We start from the raw sequence: 15,029 nt of genomic DNA, 5'->3' as shown, positions 1-15,029 counted from the left end.
CTACGAATAATTTTACAATTAATAAATTAAACAAACACTGTTGTTTTTGTTTAAAAATTAACAAATAATCATGAAAAATATTTATTTCTTCCTTGTTTTACTACTCATTTTATCAGCTTGTAATTCACCTAAAACAACTTCTAACAAACAAAATGATACTCCTGTAAATGAGTTCGCTATTATTATTCATGGGGGTGCTGGTACCATTTTAAAAGAGAATATGACTCCCGAAAAAGAAACTGCTTATAAAGCTAAGCTAGAGGAAGCTATAAAAACAGGATATGAGATTTTAAAGAACGGTGGTTCTAGTGGTGATGCCGTTGTAAAAACTATTCAAGTTATGGAAGAGTCTTCTCTTTTCAATGCTGGAAAAGGAGCTGTGTTTACACATGAAGAAACTAATGAATTAGATGCTTCTTTTATGGATGGAAAAACATTGAATGCAGGTGCCGTAGCTGGAGTAAAAGACATTAAAAGCCCTATTGAAGCTGCAAGAACTGTAATGACAAACTCTGATCATGTAATGCTTTCAGGAGTTGGAGCTTCTCAATTTGCTAAAGAACAAGGATTGGAAATTGTAGATCCTAGTTATTTTTATACTGAAAATCGCTTTAAATCTTTACAACGAATTAAAGATAAAGAAAAAACAACATTAGATCATGATGATAAAGAAGCTGCTTTTTATGATACTGATATTAAAAATAGTAAATTTGGTACTGTAGGCTGTGTAGCTCTAGATAAAGAAGGTAATATTTCTGCGGGAACTTCTACAGGAGGAATGACCAACAAACGATGGGGACGAATTGGAGATTCACCTATCATTGGTTCGGGTACTTATGCAAATAATAAAACTTGTGGTGTTTCGTCAACTGGTTGGGGTGAGTATTTTATACGATCTCAAGTAGCCTACGATATTTCTGCTCAAATGGAATATCAACAAAAATCATTAAAAGAGGCTACCAAAGATGTTATTCAAAACAAATTAACCAAGCTTGGTGGAACTGGTGGTGTCGTTACTTTAGATAAAAATGGTAATATGTCTTTTGAATTTAATACCGCTGGAATGTACAGAGCTTCAATGAATGATAAAGGTGATTTAGTAATAAAAATCTACAACGATTAAAACTGGTAGTTTATACCTGTATAAACACCTATAAAGTATGGCTGAAACCCATTTGAATCATTTTTAAATGTATTTAACTGGGTTTTTAACATTGGATTAATATTCAAAGACCATTTTTTACTGAACTTATAACTAAGATCCACTCCTAAATTTCCACTAAAATTAACGCTATTTAAATTGTTTGCTTCTCCTGAAGTTGAAAAAGCAGCAGTTTTTAAGTTTACATCATTCTTATTTAAAAACAAGGAACTAAAACCAACAACCACTTGGGTTTTTAATTTTTTTCCTTCCAGTACACTGTATTTAACTTCTACTGGAACCTCAATGTACCCATAACTTTGATTCAGTTCTCCATCAAGGCTTCCCGAACTTATAGATACTGAATTTGTACTAAAACCTGTTTGAGATGTATCACTTAATACGTAACTTTCTCCTGAGCTAAACGTTACATTTGAACTACTTGATTTTACTGGGTTTACAGCTACATTATTATTTGAGAATCCCATTTCTTGTAAATGTATACCCGATTGAAGTGTCCACTTTTTATTTAATTGATACGCTACTTGAACTCCGTACGAATAGCTTGTATTTCCTTTTGTTGAATTTGATAAACTCGCGTCTATTGGAGATGATTCAGAAAATGAATTTGAATTTAATATCGCTACAGTTGGAGAGACTGTCCAAAGTTTCTTTTCCTTTTCTTCTTTTTCTTCTTCCTCTCCATTTACAACTGCTAAAAAGTCTTTTTTAGGTTTTATAGTCTGATTAATAGTATCTTTTTCTTTTATCAAAAAAGTATTTTCTTTCTTTTTAAAAACTGGCAAGCTATTTTCAAGCTTGCCAGTAAGTTGCATTTGTTTCACAACATCATTTTTAGCCAGTAAAGCCCCTTCAACTACTCTACTTGACGTGTTGTTGCTATCCTTTCCATGCAACTCTTTTTTGCTAACCTTCACAACATGATTAGCGGTTAAAACTTCATTTTCATGAAGCTTTTCTTTCAATACATTTTTCTTTTTCGTTTCTTCTTTTACAATAAGTGTTTCTTCTATATTTTCTTTTGTTGGATCTTTTAGTAAATCATCTTTTAACTCCTCTTTTTTACTCGATTTTTTTTCGGGTGCAAACTTAGGTGATTCCACAATAATAGCATCTACATCCTCCATATTTTCTTCATCCTTAACATAAGGGTAAAATAAAAGACCTAAAACAAGCACAGCAGCAACTCCTCCTGAAAACCACCAAAGAGGAAAAACTCGATTTTTTTTCTTTTTTTGGAGCTTTTCTTCAATAGTACTCCACACTCTTTCGTTTGGAGTAACCTCCAAATCTTTAAGTTTTTCTTGAAACAGTCTATCGATGTTTTTTTCTTCCATCTGTTATGCTTTTGCCTCTTTTGCTTGATATAATTCCATTTCTTTTTTCAATATCTGTCTTGCTCGTGATAAGTTTGATTTTGATGTTCCTACAGAAATATTTAATAATTCTGCTATTTCTTTATGTGAATAATTGTCTAATACATACAAGTTGAAAACTAAACGATACCTATCTGGTAAACTTTGAATGAACTCTAATAAAACATCAATATTCACATTTTCAGTTTCAAGCTCCACTTCTTCTACTATTTCCTCATCTGGAGCTTCTGAAACTAGTTGTAAAGGTGATTTTTCTCTATACTTTTGTAACGCTGTATTTATAGTTATTCTCTTCATCCATCCTTCAAAAGAACCTTTATGCTGATATTGAGGCATCTTTTTAAAGATAGTTAAGAAGCTATCTTGTAATATATCTTCTGCATCTTGATAATTGCGAGAATACTTTAAACACAGCGCAAAAAGTTTACCAGAAAATAGCTGGTAAACTTGTGCTTGCGCTGTGATATTTTGATGACAGCATCCTTGTATGAGTTTTTCTAAATTGATGTTACAAATTTACTGGAATTACCACTTCTTCGTATACATCTTCTCCTTCTTCATTCTTACCTTTCCAAAACTTAAAAACATAATCTTCTTCTTGAGTTGCCTCAACAGGAAAAGCATATTCTTCTTGTCTTGCATCTTGTGTACAAGCAACATCAAGAGCTACTATTGCTGTACCAGCTACAATTCTAGTTGTATCTACTTTTTGGTAGTACAATCCATTAAAAGAGTAACAACTGTTGGGTAACGTATACTTTATCTTAATTGTATCAACTTCTCCGAATGTAAAACTTTCAGGGGTTGTGGCACTATCAACCTTTAAAAACTCATACCTAACATTAGGGCCGTCATCATCTAAACAAGAATAAAACGTAAATACACTTAAAAAAAGGATTAAAAATTTTTTCATGACATATATAATTGGGGTTATTATTTTTAATTTTCCATGGTTTATATACTAGATGAAAAAAAATTAAAAAGGTTGCGTCGAATACTCTTACTTTTGTAAAAGTTTATGAAAAGTACCATTTTTAACATACAATCTACAGAAGATTTTAACACAACAGTATTACAAGTTTTTAAACATCAGTTTACAAATAATAAAGTGTATCGTTCTTTTTGTGATTTGATATACGTTCATCCTTCTGATGTACATACTATTGAACAAATTCCGTTTTTACCTATTCAGTTTTTTAAAACTCGAGAAGTACTTTCCTCTACAAATGAAATTCAAGAAACCTTTACAAGTTCTGGTACTACAGGAAGTACAACCAGTAAGCACTTAGTTACTGATTTATCTTGGTACGAAACTAGCTACTTAAAAGGTTTTGAACATTTTTACGGTAATATTGAAGACTATGTTGTATTAGCTTTACTGCCTAATTACCTCGAGCGAAAAGGATCTTCTTTGATTTATATGGTTGACGACTTAATTAAACGTTCTAAACATCCAGAAAGTGGATTTTACCTCAACAATCTTAGTGAACTGGCTGAAAAACTCATACAATTAGATAAACAAAATAAAAAAGTATTACTTATAGGCGTTTCTTTTGCTTTGTTAGATTTGGTAGAACAATATGATTTCAATCTTTCTAATATCATCATTATGGAAACCGGTGGAATGAAAGGAAGAAGAAAAGAGCTTATTCGTAACGAATTACATGCGGTTTTGAGCAATGGATTTGGTATAAAAGAAATTCATTCTGAATATGGAATGACAGAATTGTTAAGTCAAGGGTATTCAAAAGGAAATGGTATTTTTAACTGTCCGCCTTGGATGCAAGTCTTAACTCGTGATACAGAAGATGCTTTGACTATTTTACCTAAAGGAAAATCAGGTGGAATTAATGTAATTGATTTAGCAAACTACAATTCTTGCTCTTTTATTGCGACACAGGATTTAGGAAAAGTATACCAAGACAATAGTTTTGAAATTATAGGGCGATTTGATAATTCAGATATACGCGGTTGTAATTTAATGGTTTTGTAATTAAACCACTTTTTTATACATCTTCTTGTACACTATCTTTTGTATCTATTTCAACAATTCTACATTTTTCAAAATCCATTTCGGGATAGGCTTTATTTGCCCAATCACTCAACTGTTTCAAAACAGGTAATAATCCAATAGATTTTTCAGTTAATGAGTATTCTACACGAGGAGGAACCTCTGCAAACGATTCTCTTAAAAGTAATCCATCATTTTCTAGTTCTTTAAGTTGATTTGTCAACACTTTTTTTGAGATTGTCGGTATCAACGCATTTAACATCCCAAACCGCATTGATCCATTAGATAATAAATACATAATTATTGGTTTCCACTTGTTTCCAATAATATTCATAGTATGTACAAGTGAACAAGCATTTGGGTTGTCTATATATTTTCTAGCCATTAGTTACTTTTTGGTTACCACAAATTTTTCAAAACTAAAACACAATAGTTTATTTTTTAAACTATTATTAGTTTCTTTGTGAAACAAATGTAATAAAATATTTAAAAATGAAAAACATATTTATCATTAACGGTCATCAAAAATATCCGTTTTCAGAAGGAAAACTAAATTCAAGTTTAATAGAAAAAGCAGAAAAATTCTTTAATAACAAAGGTTTTAGTGTGAAAAAAACTACCATGGAAGATAACTACGATATTAATGAAGAAATTGAAAAGTTTAAATGGGCTGATGTAGTCTTTTTTCAAACTCCTTTAAACTGGATGGGGGTTAGCTGGTCATTCAAAAAATATATAGACGAAGTATTTTCTATGGGAATGATGGGAGAAATGTCTGATGGTGACGGAAGAAGTAAAGAAGCTCCAAAAAAGAACTATGGATTAGGAGGTAAACTGAATGGAAAATATATGATGTCTGTTACAGCAAATGCCCCTAAAGAAGCTTTTAATAACCCTAATGAAACTTTTTTTAATGGAATAAGTGAAGATGATCTGCTAAAACCAATGCATCTAAATTTTAAGTGGTTTGGTTTTGAAACTATGCCAACGTTTATGGCTTATGATGTAATGAAGAATCCAGAAATTGAAAGTGATTTCAAACGCTTTGAAGAACATTTAACTACAAATTTTAAATAAATTATGAACAGACCAACACCAAAACACAAAGCTCCAGATTTAAAATTTAAGTTATTAGATGGAAACCTATGGAGTTTAGAAAAACAGAAACCAGACAACTTTATCTTAGTTGTTTTTTATCGTGGTTTACATTGTCCTATTTGTAAAAAGTATTTACAACAATTACAAGAACTGTTACCAGAATTTGAACAAAGAGGAGTAAATGTAGTTGCCGTGAGTATGGATACGGAAAAAAGAGCAAAACTTTCACGACAAAAGTGGGAACTACCTGATCTCACTTTAGGATATGAACTGTCAGAAGATACAGCAAGAGAATGGGCTTTATACTTAAGCGCAGGGGTAAAGGAAGGTGAACCTGATAAATTTAGCGAACCTGGTTTGTTTTTAATTGATACTAAAAATCAAGTGTATTATTCTGCAATCAATAGTAATCCTTGGGGTAGACCGTATTTACCATCTTTTGTAAAAGCAGTTGATTATATTGTCTCTGCAAATTATCCTGCTCGTGGAGAAATGTTATAGTTTATTGTTTTTTACTATCTTCCCAGTCAATTAACCTCTATTAGTTCAAGCTATTATGAAAAACTGGGCAGAAAATGTACAGTGGAATCCATCTGCAGTTGCATTTCCTCATTCGGAAAATGAAATTCAACAACTTGTTTTAAAAGCTATACGATTTAATCAAAAAATTAGAGTCATTGGTTCTGGTCACTCTTTTACTTCTTTATGTAGTACTGACGAAATATTAGTAACACTCGACAATTTTCAAGGACTCTTTTCAATTGATAAAGAAAAAAATCAAGCTACTGTAAAAGCAGGAACAAAACTATCACTTTTAGGAGAACTCCTTTTTAAAGAAGGATTAGCTATGGAAAACATGGGTGATATCAACGTTCAATCAATTGCAGGAGCCATAAGTACAGGTACACATGGAACTGGTATTGGTCTAAAATCTATCAGCAACCAAGTCGTTGGATTAAAATTTGTGAATGGAAAAGGTGAAATCATTGAGTGTTCTATCGAAAAAAATATTGAGTTATTCAAAGCTGCTCAAGTATCATTAGGTTGTTTAGGTATTATCACTGAAGTTACTTTACAATGTATTCCTGCTTATAAACTAAAACTTCAAAACAAAAAGGAGAAATTAAGCGATGTGTTGGCTACTTTGGACGAAAGAAATTCTCAAAACCGTAATTTTGAGTTTTACTGGATTCCATACACAAATACTGCTTGGACAAAAACTTCCAACATTGTGGAAGATTCTGAGCCTGATAAAGTGATTTTTTTTAATTATTGGACTGAATATGTACTAGAAAACTATGTTTTTAAGTTGATGTGCGAGTATGCAACAGTTTTTCCATCACAAAATAAAACTGTTGCTAACATTACAGCTGCTAGCATAAGTAATGTAAAAAAAGTATATCACAGCCATAAAGTATATGCTACGCAACGAATGGTAAAATTCCATGAAATGGAGTATAATATTCCTGCAGAAACTTACCAAGATGTATTTAAAGATGTGCAAAAAATTGTCAACTCAAAAAAGTTCAATATTCATTTTCCTGTTGAAAATCGCTGGGTAAAAGGAGATGATGTTTTTATGAGTCCTGCATATGGTAGAGATTCGGCATATATTGCTTGTCACGTATACAACAAAAAAGATAGTAGTGTTTATTTTGCTGCTCTAGAAGAAGTTTTTAAAGCCTATAATGGAAGGCCTCATTGGGGTAAAATGAATACATTCACTTCGGAAGATATTGCTAGAATGTATCCTAAATTCCCCAATTTTATGGCTTTCAGAAAAGAGCATGACCCAGAAAATATATTTGTGAATCCATATCTTCAAAAACTGCTAGGTATTTAATCGTATGGATGTTTACTTTAAAAACATAAATCAAGAGCTAAAAAATTACAAACGAGCTATTCCTTGTTTGTTGGTAGATTTAGATCTTTTAGATGAAAATATAGTCGAAGCGCTTTCTAATTTTAGAAACGATGCTTCACTCAGAGTTGTAGTAAAATCATTGCCTTCTATTCAACTAATCGAATACATTTTTAAAAAAACAAACTCAAATAAGTTGATGGTTTTTCATCAACCTTTTTTAACCGATTTAGCTTCTCGATTAGATAACAAAGCCGATGTTTTATTGGGTAAACCCATGCCTATAAAAACTGCGGAATATTTTTACAACAACTTACCTCAACAGCACAACGGATTTAATCCGTTTACTCAAATTCAATGGTTGGTTGATACCGAAAAACGAATTGAAGAATACATTAATTTGGCAAAACAACTCAATCAAAAATTACGATTGAATATTGAAATTGATGTGGGTTTACACCGCGGTGGGTTTTCTTCTTTAAAAAGTTTAACAAAAGGACTATCACTTATTGAAAACAATCAAAATTTTGTTGAATTTTCTGGGTTTATGGGATACGATCCACATGTAGTAAAACTTCCAAAGATTATTCGTTCTCAAAAGAAAGCACTACTATTAGCGAATCAATATTATGAAGACTGTAAAACCTTAGTTAAAAATTATTTTCCTAAGCTATGGAATGAAAATTTAACCTTTAACGGAGCGGGAAGCCCTACTTTAAACTTACACAAAACACGCTCCTCTCCTATTAATGATATTGCTATTGGTTCGTGCTTTGTAAAGCCTACAACTTTTGATATTCCTTCATTAAGAAACTATAAACCAGCAGCATTTATAGCTACTCCTGTTTTAAAAACTTTTTCTAATACAACCCTTCCAGGTTTAGAAAAACTAAAACAATTTTTTACTAAAAAATCTGCTTTTATTTATGGTGGATTTTGGAAAGCAGATTACTACTATCCTAAAGGAATAAAACAGAACAACTTATTTGGTGCATCAACCAATCAAACCATGATTAACATTCCTAAAAACATTTCTTTGCAAGTAGATAATTTTGTCTTTTTAAGACCACACCAAAGTGAATTTGTTTTTTTACAATTTGGAGAAATTTTACCTGTTAGAAATGGTAAAATTCAACAACCGTGGCAATTATTACAGCAATATTAAAAGTACCTTATGAATAGATTAGATAGGTTAATGAATATTATGTTAAGTATTCAATCTAAAAAATATGTAACCGCTGATTTTTTGGCTGAAAAATTTAATTTAAGCGTGCGTACTATTTATAGAGATTTAAAAGCCTTAAGTGAAATAGGTGTTCCTATTTATTTTGAAAAAGACAGAGGATATACATTAGTGCAAGGTTACTTTTTACCTCCTTTACATTTTACTACCGAAGAAGCAAATGCTCTTATTTTATTGCAATCATTAGCTAATAAATTTACCGATAAAACTATCTTTAAAAACTCTGAATCGGCTTTAAAAAAAATTCAAACAGTTTTAAAACATCAAGACTGGGAAAAAACAGCTTCCTTTTCATCTAAAGTAGAAGTTTATTCTCCTTACAAAAAGGATAATGATAACTTATCTAAGATTCAAAATGCAATAACAGATAAACTTATAGTTTCTATTACCTACTCAGATGCTAAAGGGAATACAACTGAAAGAAAAATAGAACCTATTGGCATTATTTTTTATACTGAACAATGGCATGTTATTGCTTGGTGTTGGTTGCGTGAAAATTATAGAGATTTTAAAGTTGATAAAATACTTAGTTTAAAAGTTATTAATCAACATTTTAAAAAAGAACATACATATACCATTCAAGATTACATGAAAATATTTTAAAATTCTTGTTTTTTCACTGACATAATGTTGTCATTGACTGCTATTATTTTTGACCTATTAACATTAAAAAACGTAAAGAATAATGATTAAAAATGTAAATTTAATAGTACCTGAATTGCAGTTTGATGAAAATAACGAGTTAATTATTAGCCCTTCTCCTACTTCTTCAAAAGATGATTTTGATTTTTTTCAAGGAAAATTTAAACTCAAAAATTTAAAGCTTAAAACTTTTTTTGATAATTGTAATGAATGGATAGAGTTTGAGTCTACACAAGAAATGTATAAAGTACTACATGGTTTAGGAAACATAGATAATTTTATTGCTATTAGAAACGGGAAACCTTTTGAAGGAATGACTGTTAGATTATTCAATCCAAAAACCAAATTATGGAGTATGTATTGGGCAGATTCTAGTAGAGCAACATTTGATCCTCCAGTAATAGGTTCTTTTGAAAACAACATTGGTTATTTTTACACCAAAGATGTTATTAATAACCAAAACGTTATCGTCGTTTTTAGATGGGATGTTACAGATAAAAATAAACCTATTTGGAGTCAAGCATTCTCAAATAACAATGGTAAAACTTGGGAATGGAACTGGTTTATGTACATGACCAAAGTAGAGTAAAAATTTACAGCTTATTTTATAATAGTTTGTAAGTTTTTTATTTACTCCCGACTAATTCTAAAACCTAATTTTATGAAGAACATTTTTATCCTTTTACTCTTTCTAATATCATCTGCAGTATTAGCTCAAAAAACAGACTACAATACTAAAAAAGGCTATGTAGCCGAAGGCTACGATGTTGTTTCTTATTTTACAAATAGTGAACCCGTTGAAGGAAAAAAGAAATTTCAAACCACTTACGATGGAGCTAAATTCAAGTTTTCCTCAGAAAGAAACTTATCCCTTTTTAAAGAAAATCCAACAAAATACATTCCTCAATATGGTGGATATTGTGCTTACGCTGTAGCTGCTAAGAAAACAAAAATGTACATTGACGCTGAAGCTTATGAAATTAGAGATGGTAAACTATACCTTTTTTATAGTTCTTGGCTTTCTAGCAAACTTGATGATTGGAAAAATGGTGATACTAAAAAGTTACAAGCTCAAGGAGATATAAACTGGGAAGAACTAAAACATAAAAAGGATTAAAATGAAACATGTATTCATCTTCTTTCTATTTTTTTCGAGTATTGTCTTCTCACAAGAATACAATACCAAAAACGGAGTAATTGCTAAAGGTTACGATGTAGTAAGTTATTTTAATAATAAAGCCGAAAAAGGAAATAAAAAACTTACAACTAAATATAATAACGTTTCCTTTCGTTTTTCGTCAAAAGAAAATTTAGCTACTTTCCTTATAAATCCTCAAAAATACAACCCTCAATATGGTGGATATTGTGCCTATGCCATTGGAAAAACTGGTGAAAAGGTGGATATTGATCCGAAAACTTTTGAAATACGAGATGGTAAACTGTATTTATTTTATAACTCTTGGGGAACCAATACTTTAAAAATGTGGTTAAAAGAAAATCCAGAAGAGCTAAAAAAACAAGCCGATACTAATTGGAAAAAATTGAATCGTTAGTTTTAGATTTAATAGTTGCGGGGGCGACTTCTAAAAGGGCTGATAATTTCAGCTCTTTTTTTATGTCTACCGTTTCTTTTTATTCTTATTTTTGGTTGATAAAAACAGCTCTATGAATAATTTCTCTTCTTTCAATAGAAAAAACATTCAACAAGAATTACAAACTACCGAATTTGATATTCTAGTAATTGGTGGTGGTATTACAGGTGCAGGTATTGCTTTAGATGCTGCCTCACGTGGAATGAAAGTCGCTTTAATTGAAAAAAATGACTTTGCTTCGGGAACCTCTAGTAAATCTACCAAACTAATTCATGGAGGTTTACGCTACTTAAAACAATTTGATTTTTGGTTGGTAAAAGAAGTGGGTACTGAGCGTGCTATTGTTCATAAACTAGCGCCACATTTGGTAATTCCTGAAAAAATGATTTTACCATTGATTGAAGGTGGAACTTACGGTTCGTGGCTAACATCAATCGGGCTTAAAGTTTATGATGTGTTAGCTTCTGTTGAAGGAGATGATAAACGTAAAATGCTTGATAAAAAAGAAGCGTTAGAAAAAGAGCCTTTGCTACCAGAAAGTATTTTAAACGGTGCTGGCTTTTATGCCGAATATCGTACCGATGATGCTCGTTTAACTATTGAAGTTTTAAAAACAGCTAGTCAATACGATGCTCAAATATTGAACTACACGCGTGCAGATGAATTTATTTATGAAAACAAGCGTGTAGTAGGTGCTAAAGTAACGGATGCTTTTACTGAAGAAAGTTATGATATTAAAGCTAAATATGTAGTAAACGCAGCTGGTCCATGGGTAGATGAGTTGCGACAAATAAACAATTCTAAAATAGGAAAACGTTTGCATTTAACCAAAGGAGTTCACTTAGTTGTTCCGCATGAAAAGTTGCCTGTAAAACAATCTGTGTATTTCGATATTCCAGACGGTCGTATGATGTTTGCTATTCCTCGTGGAAAGGTAACTTATTTTGGAACTACTGATACCAATTACCAACAGGATAAAAATACTGTAGAGACCTCAATGGTAGATGCTTTGTATTTAATTGAAGCCGTAAATAACATGTTTCCTGATATTCAATTAACTATAGATGATATTCAATCATCTTGGGCAGGATTGCGTCCGTTAATTCACGAAGAAGGAAAATCAGCTTCAGAATTATCTAGAAAAGATGAAATTTTTGTATCTGATACCAAGTTAATTTCAATTGCTGGAGGAAAATTAACTGGTTATCGAAAAATGGCAGAACGGATTGTGGATATTGTTGCGAAAAAAATGAAACGTCGTTTTGAAGTTGAATTTGATCCAATTCAAACTGAAGAAATTGTTTTAGCTGGAGGTCCTTTTCAAAACTACAAATCAGTAAAATTATACATTAATCAGATTTATAAACGTATAAAATCATATGGTTTTACCGAAAAAGATGCTAGTTATTTAGTACACAACTACGGTAAACAAACTGAGCTTATTTTAGATAAGTTTGATGAACTAAACGAAGAAAATTTGCAAGAACGTTTATTAAAAGCTGAAGTATGGTTTACTATAAAACACGAAATGACTTGTACTCCTACCGACTTTTTTATGCGAAGAACGGGACGTTTATTTTTTGATAAACCAAGTGTTGATTTATATAAAAACTTTGTTATTCAAGAGTTTACAGAACGTTTTAAGTGGAATGAAAACACAACTTTAAAGCACCAACAAGAATTAGACAAAAAAATAGATTTAGCCGTAAATTTTAACTAGTTTCTTATACGTAAAATTAAACGAGTATTATATCTTTGGCGACTGCTAAAATTGGCTACGTAAAAGGTTTGTACAATTAATTTTTTAAGTAATATGAAACAACTAGTACTTGTATTTTTTCTATTAACCACTCTTATAGCAAAAAGTCAAACTAATATTATTTCTAATTCAGATTTTGATAATATTAAAATAAATAATATTGCTTTAACTGACATAAAAAAGACCTTTGGAAAACAAGAAAAAGTAGAATCTTTATTGGGTACTACTACATCTTTTGAAGATAATGGTTTTTACTACTATTTTAAATTTAATGGTTTAAAACTTGATTTTTCTACTTCTGGAAGAAAACCTTACATCGAATCTTTAGATGTTTTAAGTAGTGAAGCTACTTTTACAATTAAAGGGATTACAGTTACTATAGGAGATCCTATTAGTAAATTAGGAGATGTTGCTTTAAGTACTGGTAGAAATGGCTCTAAAAGTATTTTATATGCTGAATGTGATAGTTGTGATGTCTTTATAAACATAGCTTTTGATCAAGCAACTAAAAAAATTACAAAGATCAATTATTTTGATATGTCTTAATTGATTTACTTTAAAAAGTATATTAAAAATGCCTAGAAGTAATTTTCTAGGCATTTTTTTAGTATGTATTAGATTTTCTCATTTAACTATTAAAAGATTACTTTTTGACTTCGAATATATTTTATAATCATATTCATCATCCTCAAAAACTTGATCTGCCAATAAATGCCTATCAATTTCAATAAACTTTATTCCTTTTTTTCCATTAAGAAAAACAAATAAAACAAAACTATCATGATGTTTTATTGTATTAGGTGTTTCACTTAAATCATAACCAGATATTTTGCTTAAATCTGTGTAGGGTCCAGCTATTAGTAATTCGTCCCATTTAAAAGAAGAAATTGTATCAAGAGATAAATTAAAAGAGTTTTCTTTTTGTTTATCTAAAAAAGAAGTAATTCTTTCCTCTGTGTTCAACAATCTATTTTTATTTGTACAAGAAAAATTAACTATTAGAATTAGTAATACTATTATTTTTTTCATTTTAATTACAAGTTTTTAATGTTTTAATTTCATTATTTTGGTTTGCACTAATAAAATCTTTGTAAAATTGACTTTCTATCAAATTTAAGTGATTTAAAGAATAGTTGTAACCCCAAGAGTTATTCTTTAAGTCCATAATTTTTTCATCTAATTCACTAGAAGGTGTTTCACACTCATGAGCATCTCCTAATTTAGAGGCATTGGAATATCCTATACTTTTTGTATTTAACGCAGAAAAATAGGCATGTCTAAAAGCATCTGCTAATGTATTTCTTAAGCCACAATTAGGAAATAGTCTTGATGTAGCTTCTTCCGCTTTTTTTCTATTTTCAGTTATACTAAAAACTGTTGAAGGATTTGATTTAAAAAATTCTTTTTCACATTCAGTTAACCTATTCCAATCATCATAAGATTGATCATCTTCTGGACTACTAGAACCTCCTCCTCCTCCTTCTGGTAAAATTGAATCTTTTTCACATACTACTTTACTGTATAAGTATTCTCTACTTAGCTCTTTACCATCTACATAAGTAACCAAATACCAATCTACTATCTCACAATCTTCTCCTCTTTCTTGTAAATTAGTCTCTTTATTAATTGAAAAAGAATTAAAACTGCTTCTAAGTAAAACATTTGAACTTGAAAAAGTTATTTCTTCTACATTTTTACTTTCTTCAAAAACATTCGTTAATTTATCTGATATAAAAACTTTAAATTCCTCTATATAATTTCCTTGGGCTTCTTTTTGAAAGAGCAAGTAAAGGTATATATACTTTATTTCACCATTACTTGAGTTAATTTGAGTGGGGCTGCTGTTTCCTAGAGGAACATATACCTCTTGGTTAATTATTATAACTTTATCCCAGTTAGCTTCTCCAATAAAAAAAGTATTTTCTTCTAAAAGAGGATTGTGGTTTTTATTAAACCATGCATGAGCTTTCGCTATTTCAATATCAATAAATGTTGTAGTTTCATCTTGACAATTCCATAGCAACAGCGAAATCCCGAACAGGAAAACACCTAGCTTTAAAAGGTTAGCAATTTGTTTGTTTCTTTTTTTCATGGCATATACATTTAAATTAATTACAATTCTTTATTCAAAAGTAGTTTCTCATAGTTTTTATACAATAAGGGTTTTCCCTAGTTGTTTTAAGTTCTTCTCAGTGCTAGCACTGAGTTTTCTTTAACATTTTAATATAAAAACCTAATTTTCTGCTACTTGAATTCAAAGTAAAGTATAAAAAATTAGAAACAGG

At 30.5% G+C, this 15,029-nt stretch carries 18 protein-coding genes; 12 read left to right on the top strand and 6 right to left on the bottom strand.

The annotated features are described in order from the left end of the window. Positions 1-70: 70 nt before the first annotated feature. The gene (locus D6T69_RS02780) at positions 71-1,123 is read left to right on the top strand and encodes an isoaspartyl peptidase/L-asparaginase family protein (protein ID WP_125066351.1); all 1,053 of its coding nucleotides are present in this window, start codon (positions 71-73) and stop codon (positions 1,121-1,123) included. Here D6T69_RS02780 and D6T69_RS02775 read toward each other — a convergent pair. Genes D6T69_RS02775 through D6T69_RS02765 form a run of 3 tightly spaced genes read right to left on the bottom strand, consistent with a single transcriptional unit; the run spans position 1,120 to position 3,451 of the window. Further along, the gene (locus D6T69_RS02775) at positions 1,120-2,499 is read right to left on the bottom strand and encodes an outer membrane beta-barrel protein (protein WP_125066350.1); all 1,380 of its coding nucleotides are present in this window, start codon (positions 2,497-2,499) and stop codon (positions 1,120-1,122) included. The two genes, D6T69_RS02780 and D6T69_RS02775, sit on opposite strands and share 4 nt — an antisense overlap. A 3-nt stretch (positions 2,500-2,502) precedes the next feature. Beyond that, positions 2,503-3,003 (bottom strand): RNA polymerase sigma factor, encoded by a 501-nt coding sequence (locus D6T69_RS02770; RefSeq protein ID WP_317125313.1) that lies wholly within the window; start codon positions 3,001-3,003, stop codon positions 2,503-2,505. Between the two features lie 43 nt (positions 3,004-3,046). Next, complete coding sequence (locus tag D6T69_RS02765; protein ID WP_125066348.1) at positions 3,047-3,451, bottom strand: hypothetical protein; 405 nt, start codon at positions 3,449-3,451, stop codon at positions 3,047-3,049. Positions 3,452-3,556: 105 nt separating this feature from the next. Here D6T69_RS02765 and D6T69_RS02760 point away from each other — a divergent pair, with 105 nt between their 5' ends. After that, positions 3,557-4,531 (top strand): LuxE/PaaK family acyltransferase, encoded by a 975-nt coding sequence (locus tag D6T69_RS02760; protein WP_125066347.1) that lies wholly within the window; start codon positions 3,557-3,559, stop codon positions 4,529-4,531. Between the two features lie 13 nt (positions 4,532-4,544). Here the strand turns inward: D6T69_RS02760 and D6T69_RS02755 are convergent, their stop codons facing one another. Further along, complete coding sequence (locus D6T69_RS02755; RefSeq protein WP_125066346.1) at positions 4,545-4,934, bottom strand: winged helix-turn-helix transcriptional regulator; 390 nt, start codon at positions 4,932-4,934, stop codon at positions 4,545-4,547. Positions 4,935-5,041: 107 nt separating this feature from the next. On the opposite strand from D6T69_RS02755, the gene D6T69_RS02750 reads away from it, so the two are divergent. The 10 genes from D6T69_RS02750 (at position 5,042) to D6T69_RS02705 (ending at position 13,290) form a co-directional block, all read left to right on the top strand. Further along, positions 5,042-5,626, top strand: coding sequence for an NAD(P)H-dependent oxidoreductase (locus D6T69_RS02750; protein ID WP_125066345.1), 585 nt, complete (start codon positions 5,042-5,044; stop codon positions 5,624-5,626). Positions 5,627-5,629: 3 nt separating this feature from the next. After that, positions 5,630-6,148 carry a peroxiredoxin-like family protein gene (locus D6T69_RS02745; protein WP_125066344.1) on the top strand — a complete coding sequence of 173 codons (519 nt, stop codon included), beginning with the start codon at positions 5,630-5,632 and terminating at the stop codon, positions 6,146-6,148. A gap of 55 nt (positions 6,149-6,203) precedes the next feature. Next, positions 6,204-7,490: a D-arabinono-1,4-lactone oxidase gene (locus D6T69_RS02740; RefSeq protein WP_125066343.1), complete on the top strand. Its 1,287-nt coding sequence runs from the start codon at positions 6,204-6,206 to the stop codon at positions 7,488-7,490. 4 nt (positions 7,491-7,494) lie between these two features. Then, positions 7,495-8,673 carry an alanine racemase gene (locus D6T69_RS02735; RefSeq protein ID WP_125066342.1) on the top strand — a complete coding sequence of 393 codons (1,179 nt, stop codon included), beginning with the start codon at positions 7,495-7,497 and terminating at the stop codon, positions 8,671-8,673. Between the two features lie 9 nt (positions 8,674-8,682). After that, entirely contained in the window at positions 8,683-9,354 is a 672-nt protein-coding gene (locus tag D6T69_RS02730; RefSeq protein ID WP_125066341.1) for a helix-turn-helix transcriptional regulator, read from the top strand. A gap of 82 nt (positions 9,355-9,436) precedes the next feature. Beyond that, the gene (locus D6T69_RS02725; protein ID WP_125066340.1) at positions 9,437-9,982 is read left to right on the top strand and encodes a hypothetical protein; all 546 of its coding nucleotides are present in this window, start codon (positions 9,437-9,439) and stop codon (positions 9,980-9,982) included. Between the two features lie 72 nt (positions 9,983-10,054). Next, positions 10,055-10,510 carry a YHS domain-containing (seleno)protein gene (locus D6T69_RS02720; protein WP_125066339.1) on the top strand — a complete coding sequence of 152 codons (456 nt, stop codon included), beginning with the start codon at positions 10,055-10,057 and terminating at the stop codon, positions 10,508-10,510. A 1-nt stretch (position 10,511) separates the two neighbouring features. Then, positions 10,512-10,946: a YHS domain-containing (seleno)protein gene (locus D6T69_RS02715; RefSeq protein ID WP_125066338.1), complete on the top strand. Its 435-nt coding sequence runs from the start codon at positions 10,512-10,514 to the stop codon at positions 10,944-10,946. 112 nt (positions 10,947-11,058) lie between these two features. Further along, on the top strand, positions 11,059-12,705 hold the full coding sequence (locus D6T69_RS02710) for a glycerol-3-phosphate dehydrogenase/oxidase (protein WP_125066337.1): 1,647 nt from the start codon (positions 11,059-11,061) through the stop codon (positions 12,703-12,705). A 93-nt stretch (positions 12,706-12,798) separates the two neighbouring features. Then, positions 12,799-13,290, top strand: coding sequence for a hypothetical protein (locus D6T69_RS02705; protein ID WP_125066336.1), 492 nt, complete (start codon positions 12,799-12,801; stop codon positions 13,288-13,290). A 78-nt stretch (positions 13,291-13,368) separates the two neighbouring features. Here D6T69_RS02705 and D6T69_RS02700 read toward each other — a convergent pair whose 3' ends face one another. Then, positions 13,369-13,773 (bottom strand): hypothetical protein, encoded by a 405-nt coding sequence (locus tag D6T69_RS02700; RefSeq protein WP_125066335.1) that lies wholly within the window; start codon positions 13,771-13,773, stop codon positions 13,369-13,371. 1 nt (position 13,774) lies between these two features. Further along, positions 13,775-14,836 carry a DUF6973 domain-containing protein gene (locus D6T69_RS02695; protein WP_125066334.1) on the bottom strand — a complete coding sequence of 354 codons (1,062 nt, stop codon included), beginning with the start codon at positions 14,834-14,836 and terminating at the stop codon, positions 13,775-13,777. Positions 14,837-15,029 lie beyond the last annotated feature (193 nt).

This window comes from Tenacibaculum singaporense (assembly GCF_003867015.1).
In the GTDB taxonomy this organism is placed as follows: Bacteria; Bacteroidota; Bacteroidia; order Flavobacteriales; family Flavobacteriaceae; genus Polaribacter; species Polaribacter singaporensis.
The sequence above is the reverse complement of the archived record's forward strand: the minus strand, read 5'-3'. Positions and strand labels throughout refer to the sequence as shown.

Bases quoted from the DNA above. Each gene is read 5' to 3' on its own strand.
- D6T69_RS02730 (WP_125066341.1), top strand. From the start codon at position 8,683: ATGAATAGATTAGATAGGTTAATGAATATTATGTTAAGTATTCAATCT.
- D6T69_RS02700 (WP_125066335.1), bottom strand. From the start codon at position 13,773: ATGAAAAAAATAATAGTATTACTAATTCTAATAGTTAATTTTTCTTGT.
- D6T69_RS02725 (WP_125066340.1), top strand. From the start codon at position 9,437: ATGATTAAAAATGTAAATTTAATAGTACCTGAATTGCAGTTTGATGAA.
- D6T69_RS02695 (WP_125066334.1), bottom strand. From the start codon at position 14,836: ATGAAAAAAAGAAACAAACAAATTGCTAACCTTTTAAAGCTAGGTGTT.
- D6T69_RS02740 (WP_125066343.1), top strand. From the start codon at position 6,204: ATGAAAAACTGGGCAGAAAATGTACAGTGGAATCCATCTGCAGTTGCA.
- D6T69_RS02755 (WP_125066346.1), bottom strand. From the start codon at position 4,934: ATGGCTAGAAAATATATAGACAACCCAAATGCTTGTTCACTTGTACAT.
- D6T69_RS02780 (WP_125066351.1), top strand. From the start codon at position 71: ATGAAAAATATTTATTTCTTCCTTGTTTTACTACTCATTTTATCAGCT.
- D6T69_RS02715 (WP_125066338.1), top strand. From the start codon at position 10,512: ATGAAACATGTATTCATCTTCTTTCTATTTTTTTCGAGTATTGTCTTC.
- D6T69_RS02720 (WP_125066339.1), top strand. From the start codon at position 10,055: ATGAAGAACATTTTTATCCTTTTACTCTTTCTAATATCATCTGCAGTA.
- D6T69_RS02765 (WP_125066348.1), bottom strand. From the start codon at position 3,451: ATGAAAAAATTTTTAATCCTTTTTTTAAGTGTATTTACGTTTTATTCT.
- D6T69_RS02710 (WP_125066337.1), top strand. From the start codon at position 11,059: ATGAATAATTTCTCTTCTTTCAATAGAAAAAACATTCAACAAGAATTA.
- D6T69_RS02705 (WP_125066336.1), top strand. From the start codon at position 12,799: ATGAAACAACTAGTACTTGTATTTTTTCTATTAACCACTCTTATAGCA.
- D6T69_RS02735 (WP_125066342.1), top strand. From the start codon at position 7,495: ATGGATGTTTACTTTAAAAACATAAATCAAGAGCTAAAAAATTACAAA.
- D6T69_RS02750 (WP_125066345.1), top strand. From the start codon at position 5,042: ATGAAAAACATATTTATCATTAACGGTCATCAAAAATATCCGTTTTCA.
- D6T69_RS02745 (WP_125066344.1), top strand. From the start codon at position 5,630: ATGAACAGACCAACACCAAAACACAAAGCTCCAGATTTAAAATTTAAG.
- D6T69_RS02775 (WP_125066350.1), bottom strand. From the start codon at position 2,499: ATGGAAGAAAAAAACATCGATAGACTGTTTCAAGAAAAACTTAAAGAT.
- D6T69_RS02760 (WP_125066347.1), top strand. From the start codon at position 3,557: ATGAAAAGTACCATTTTTAACATACAATCTACAGAAGATTTTAACACA.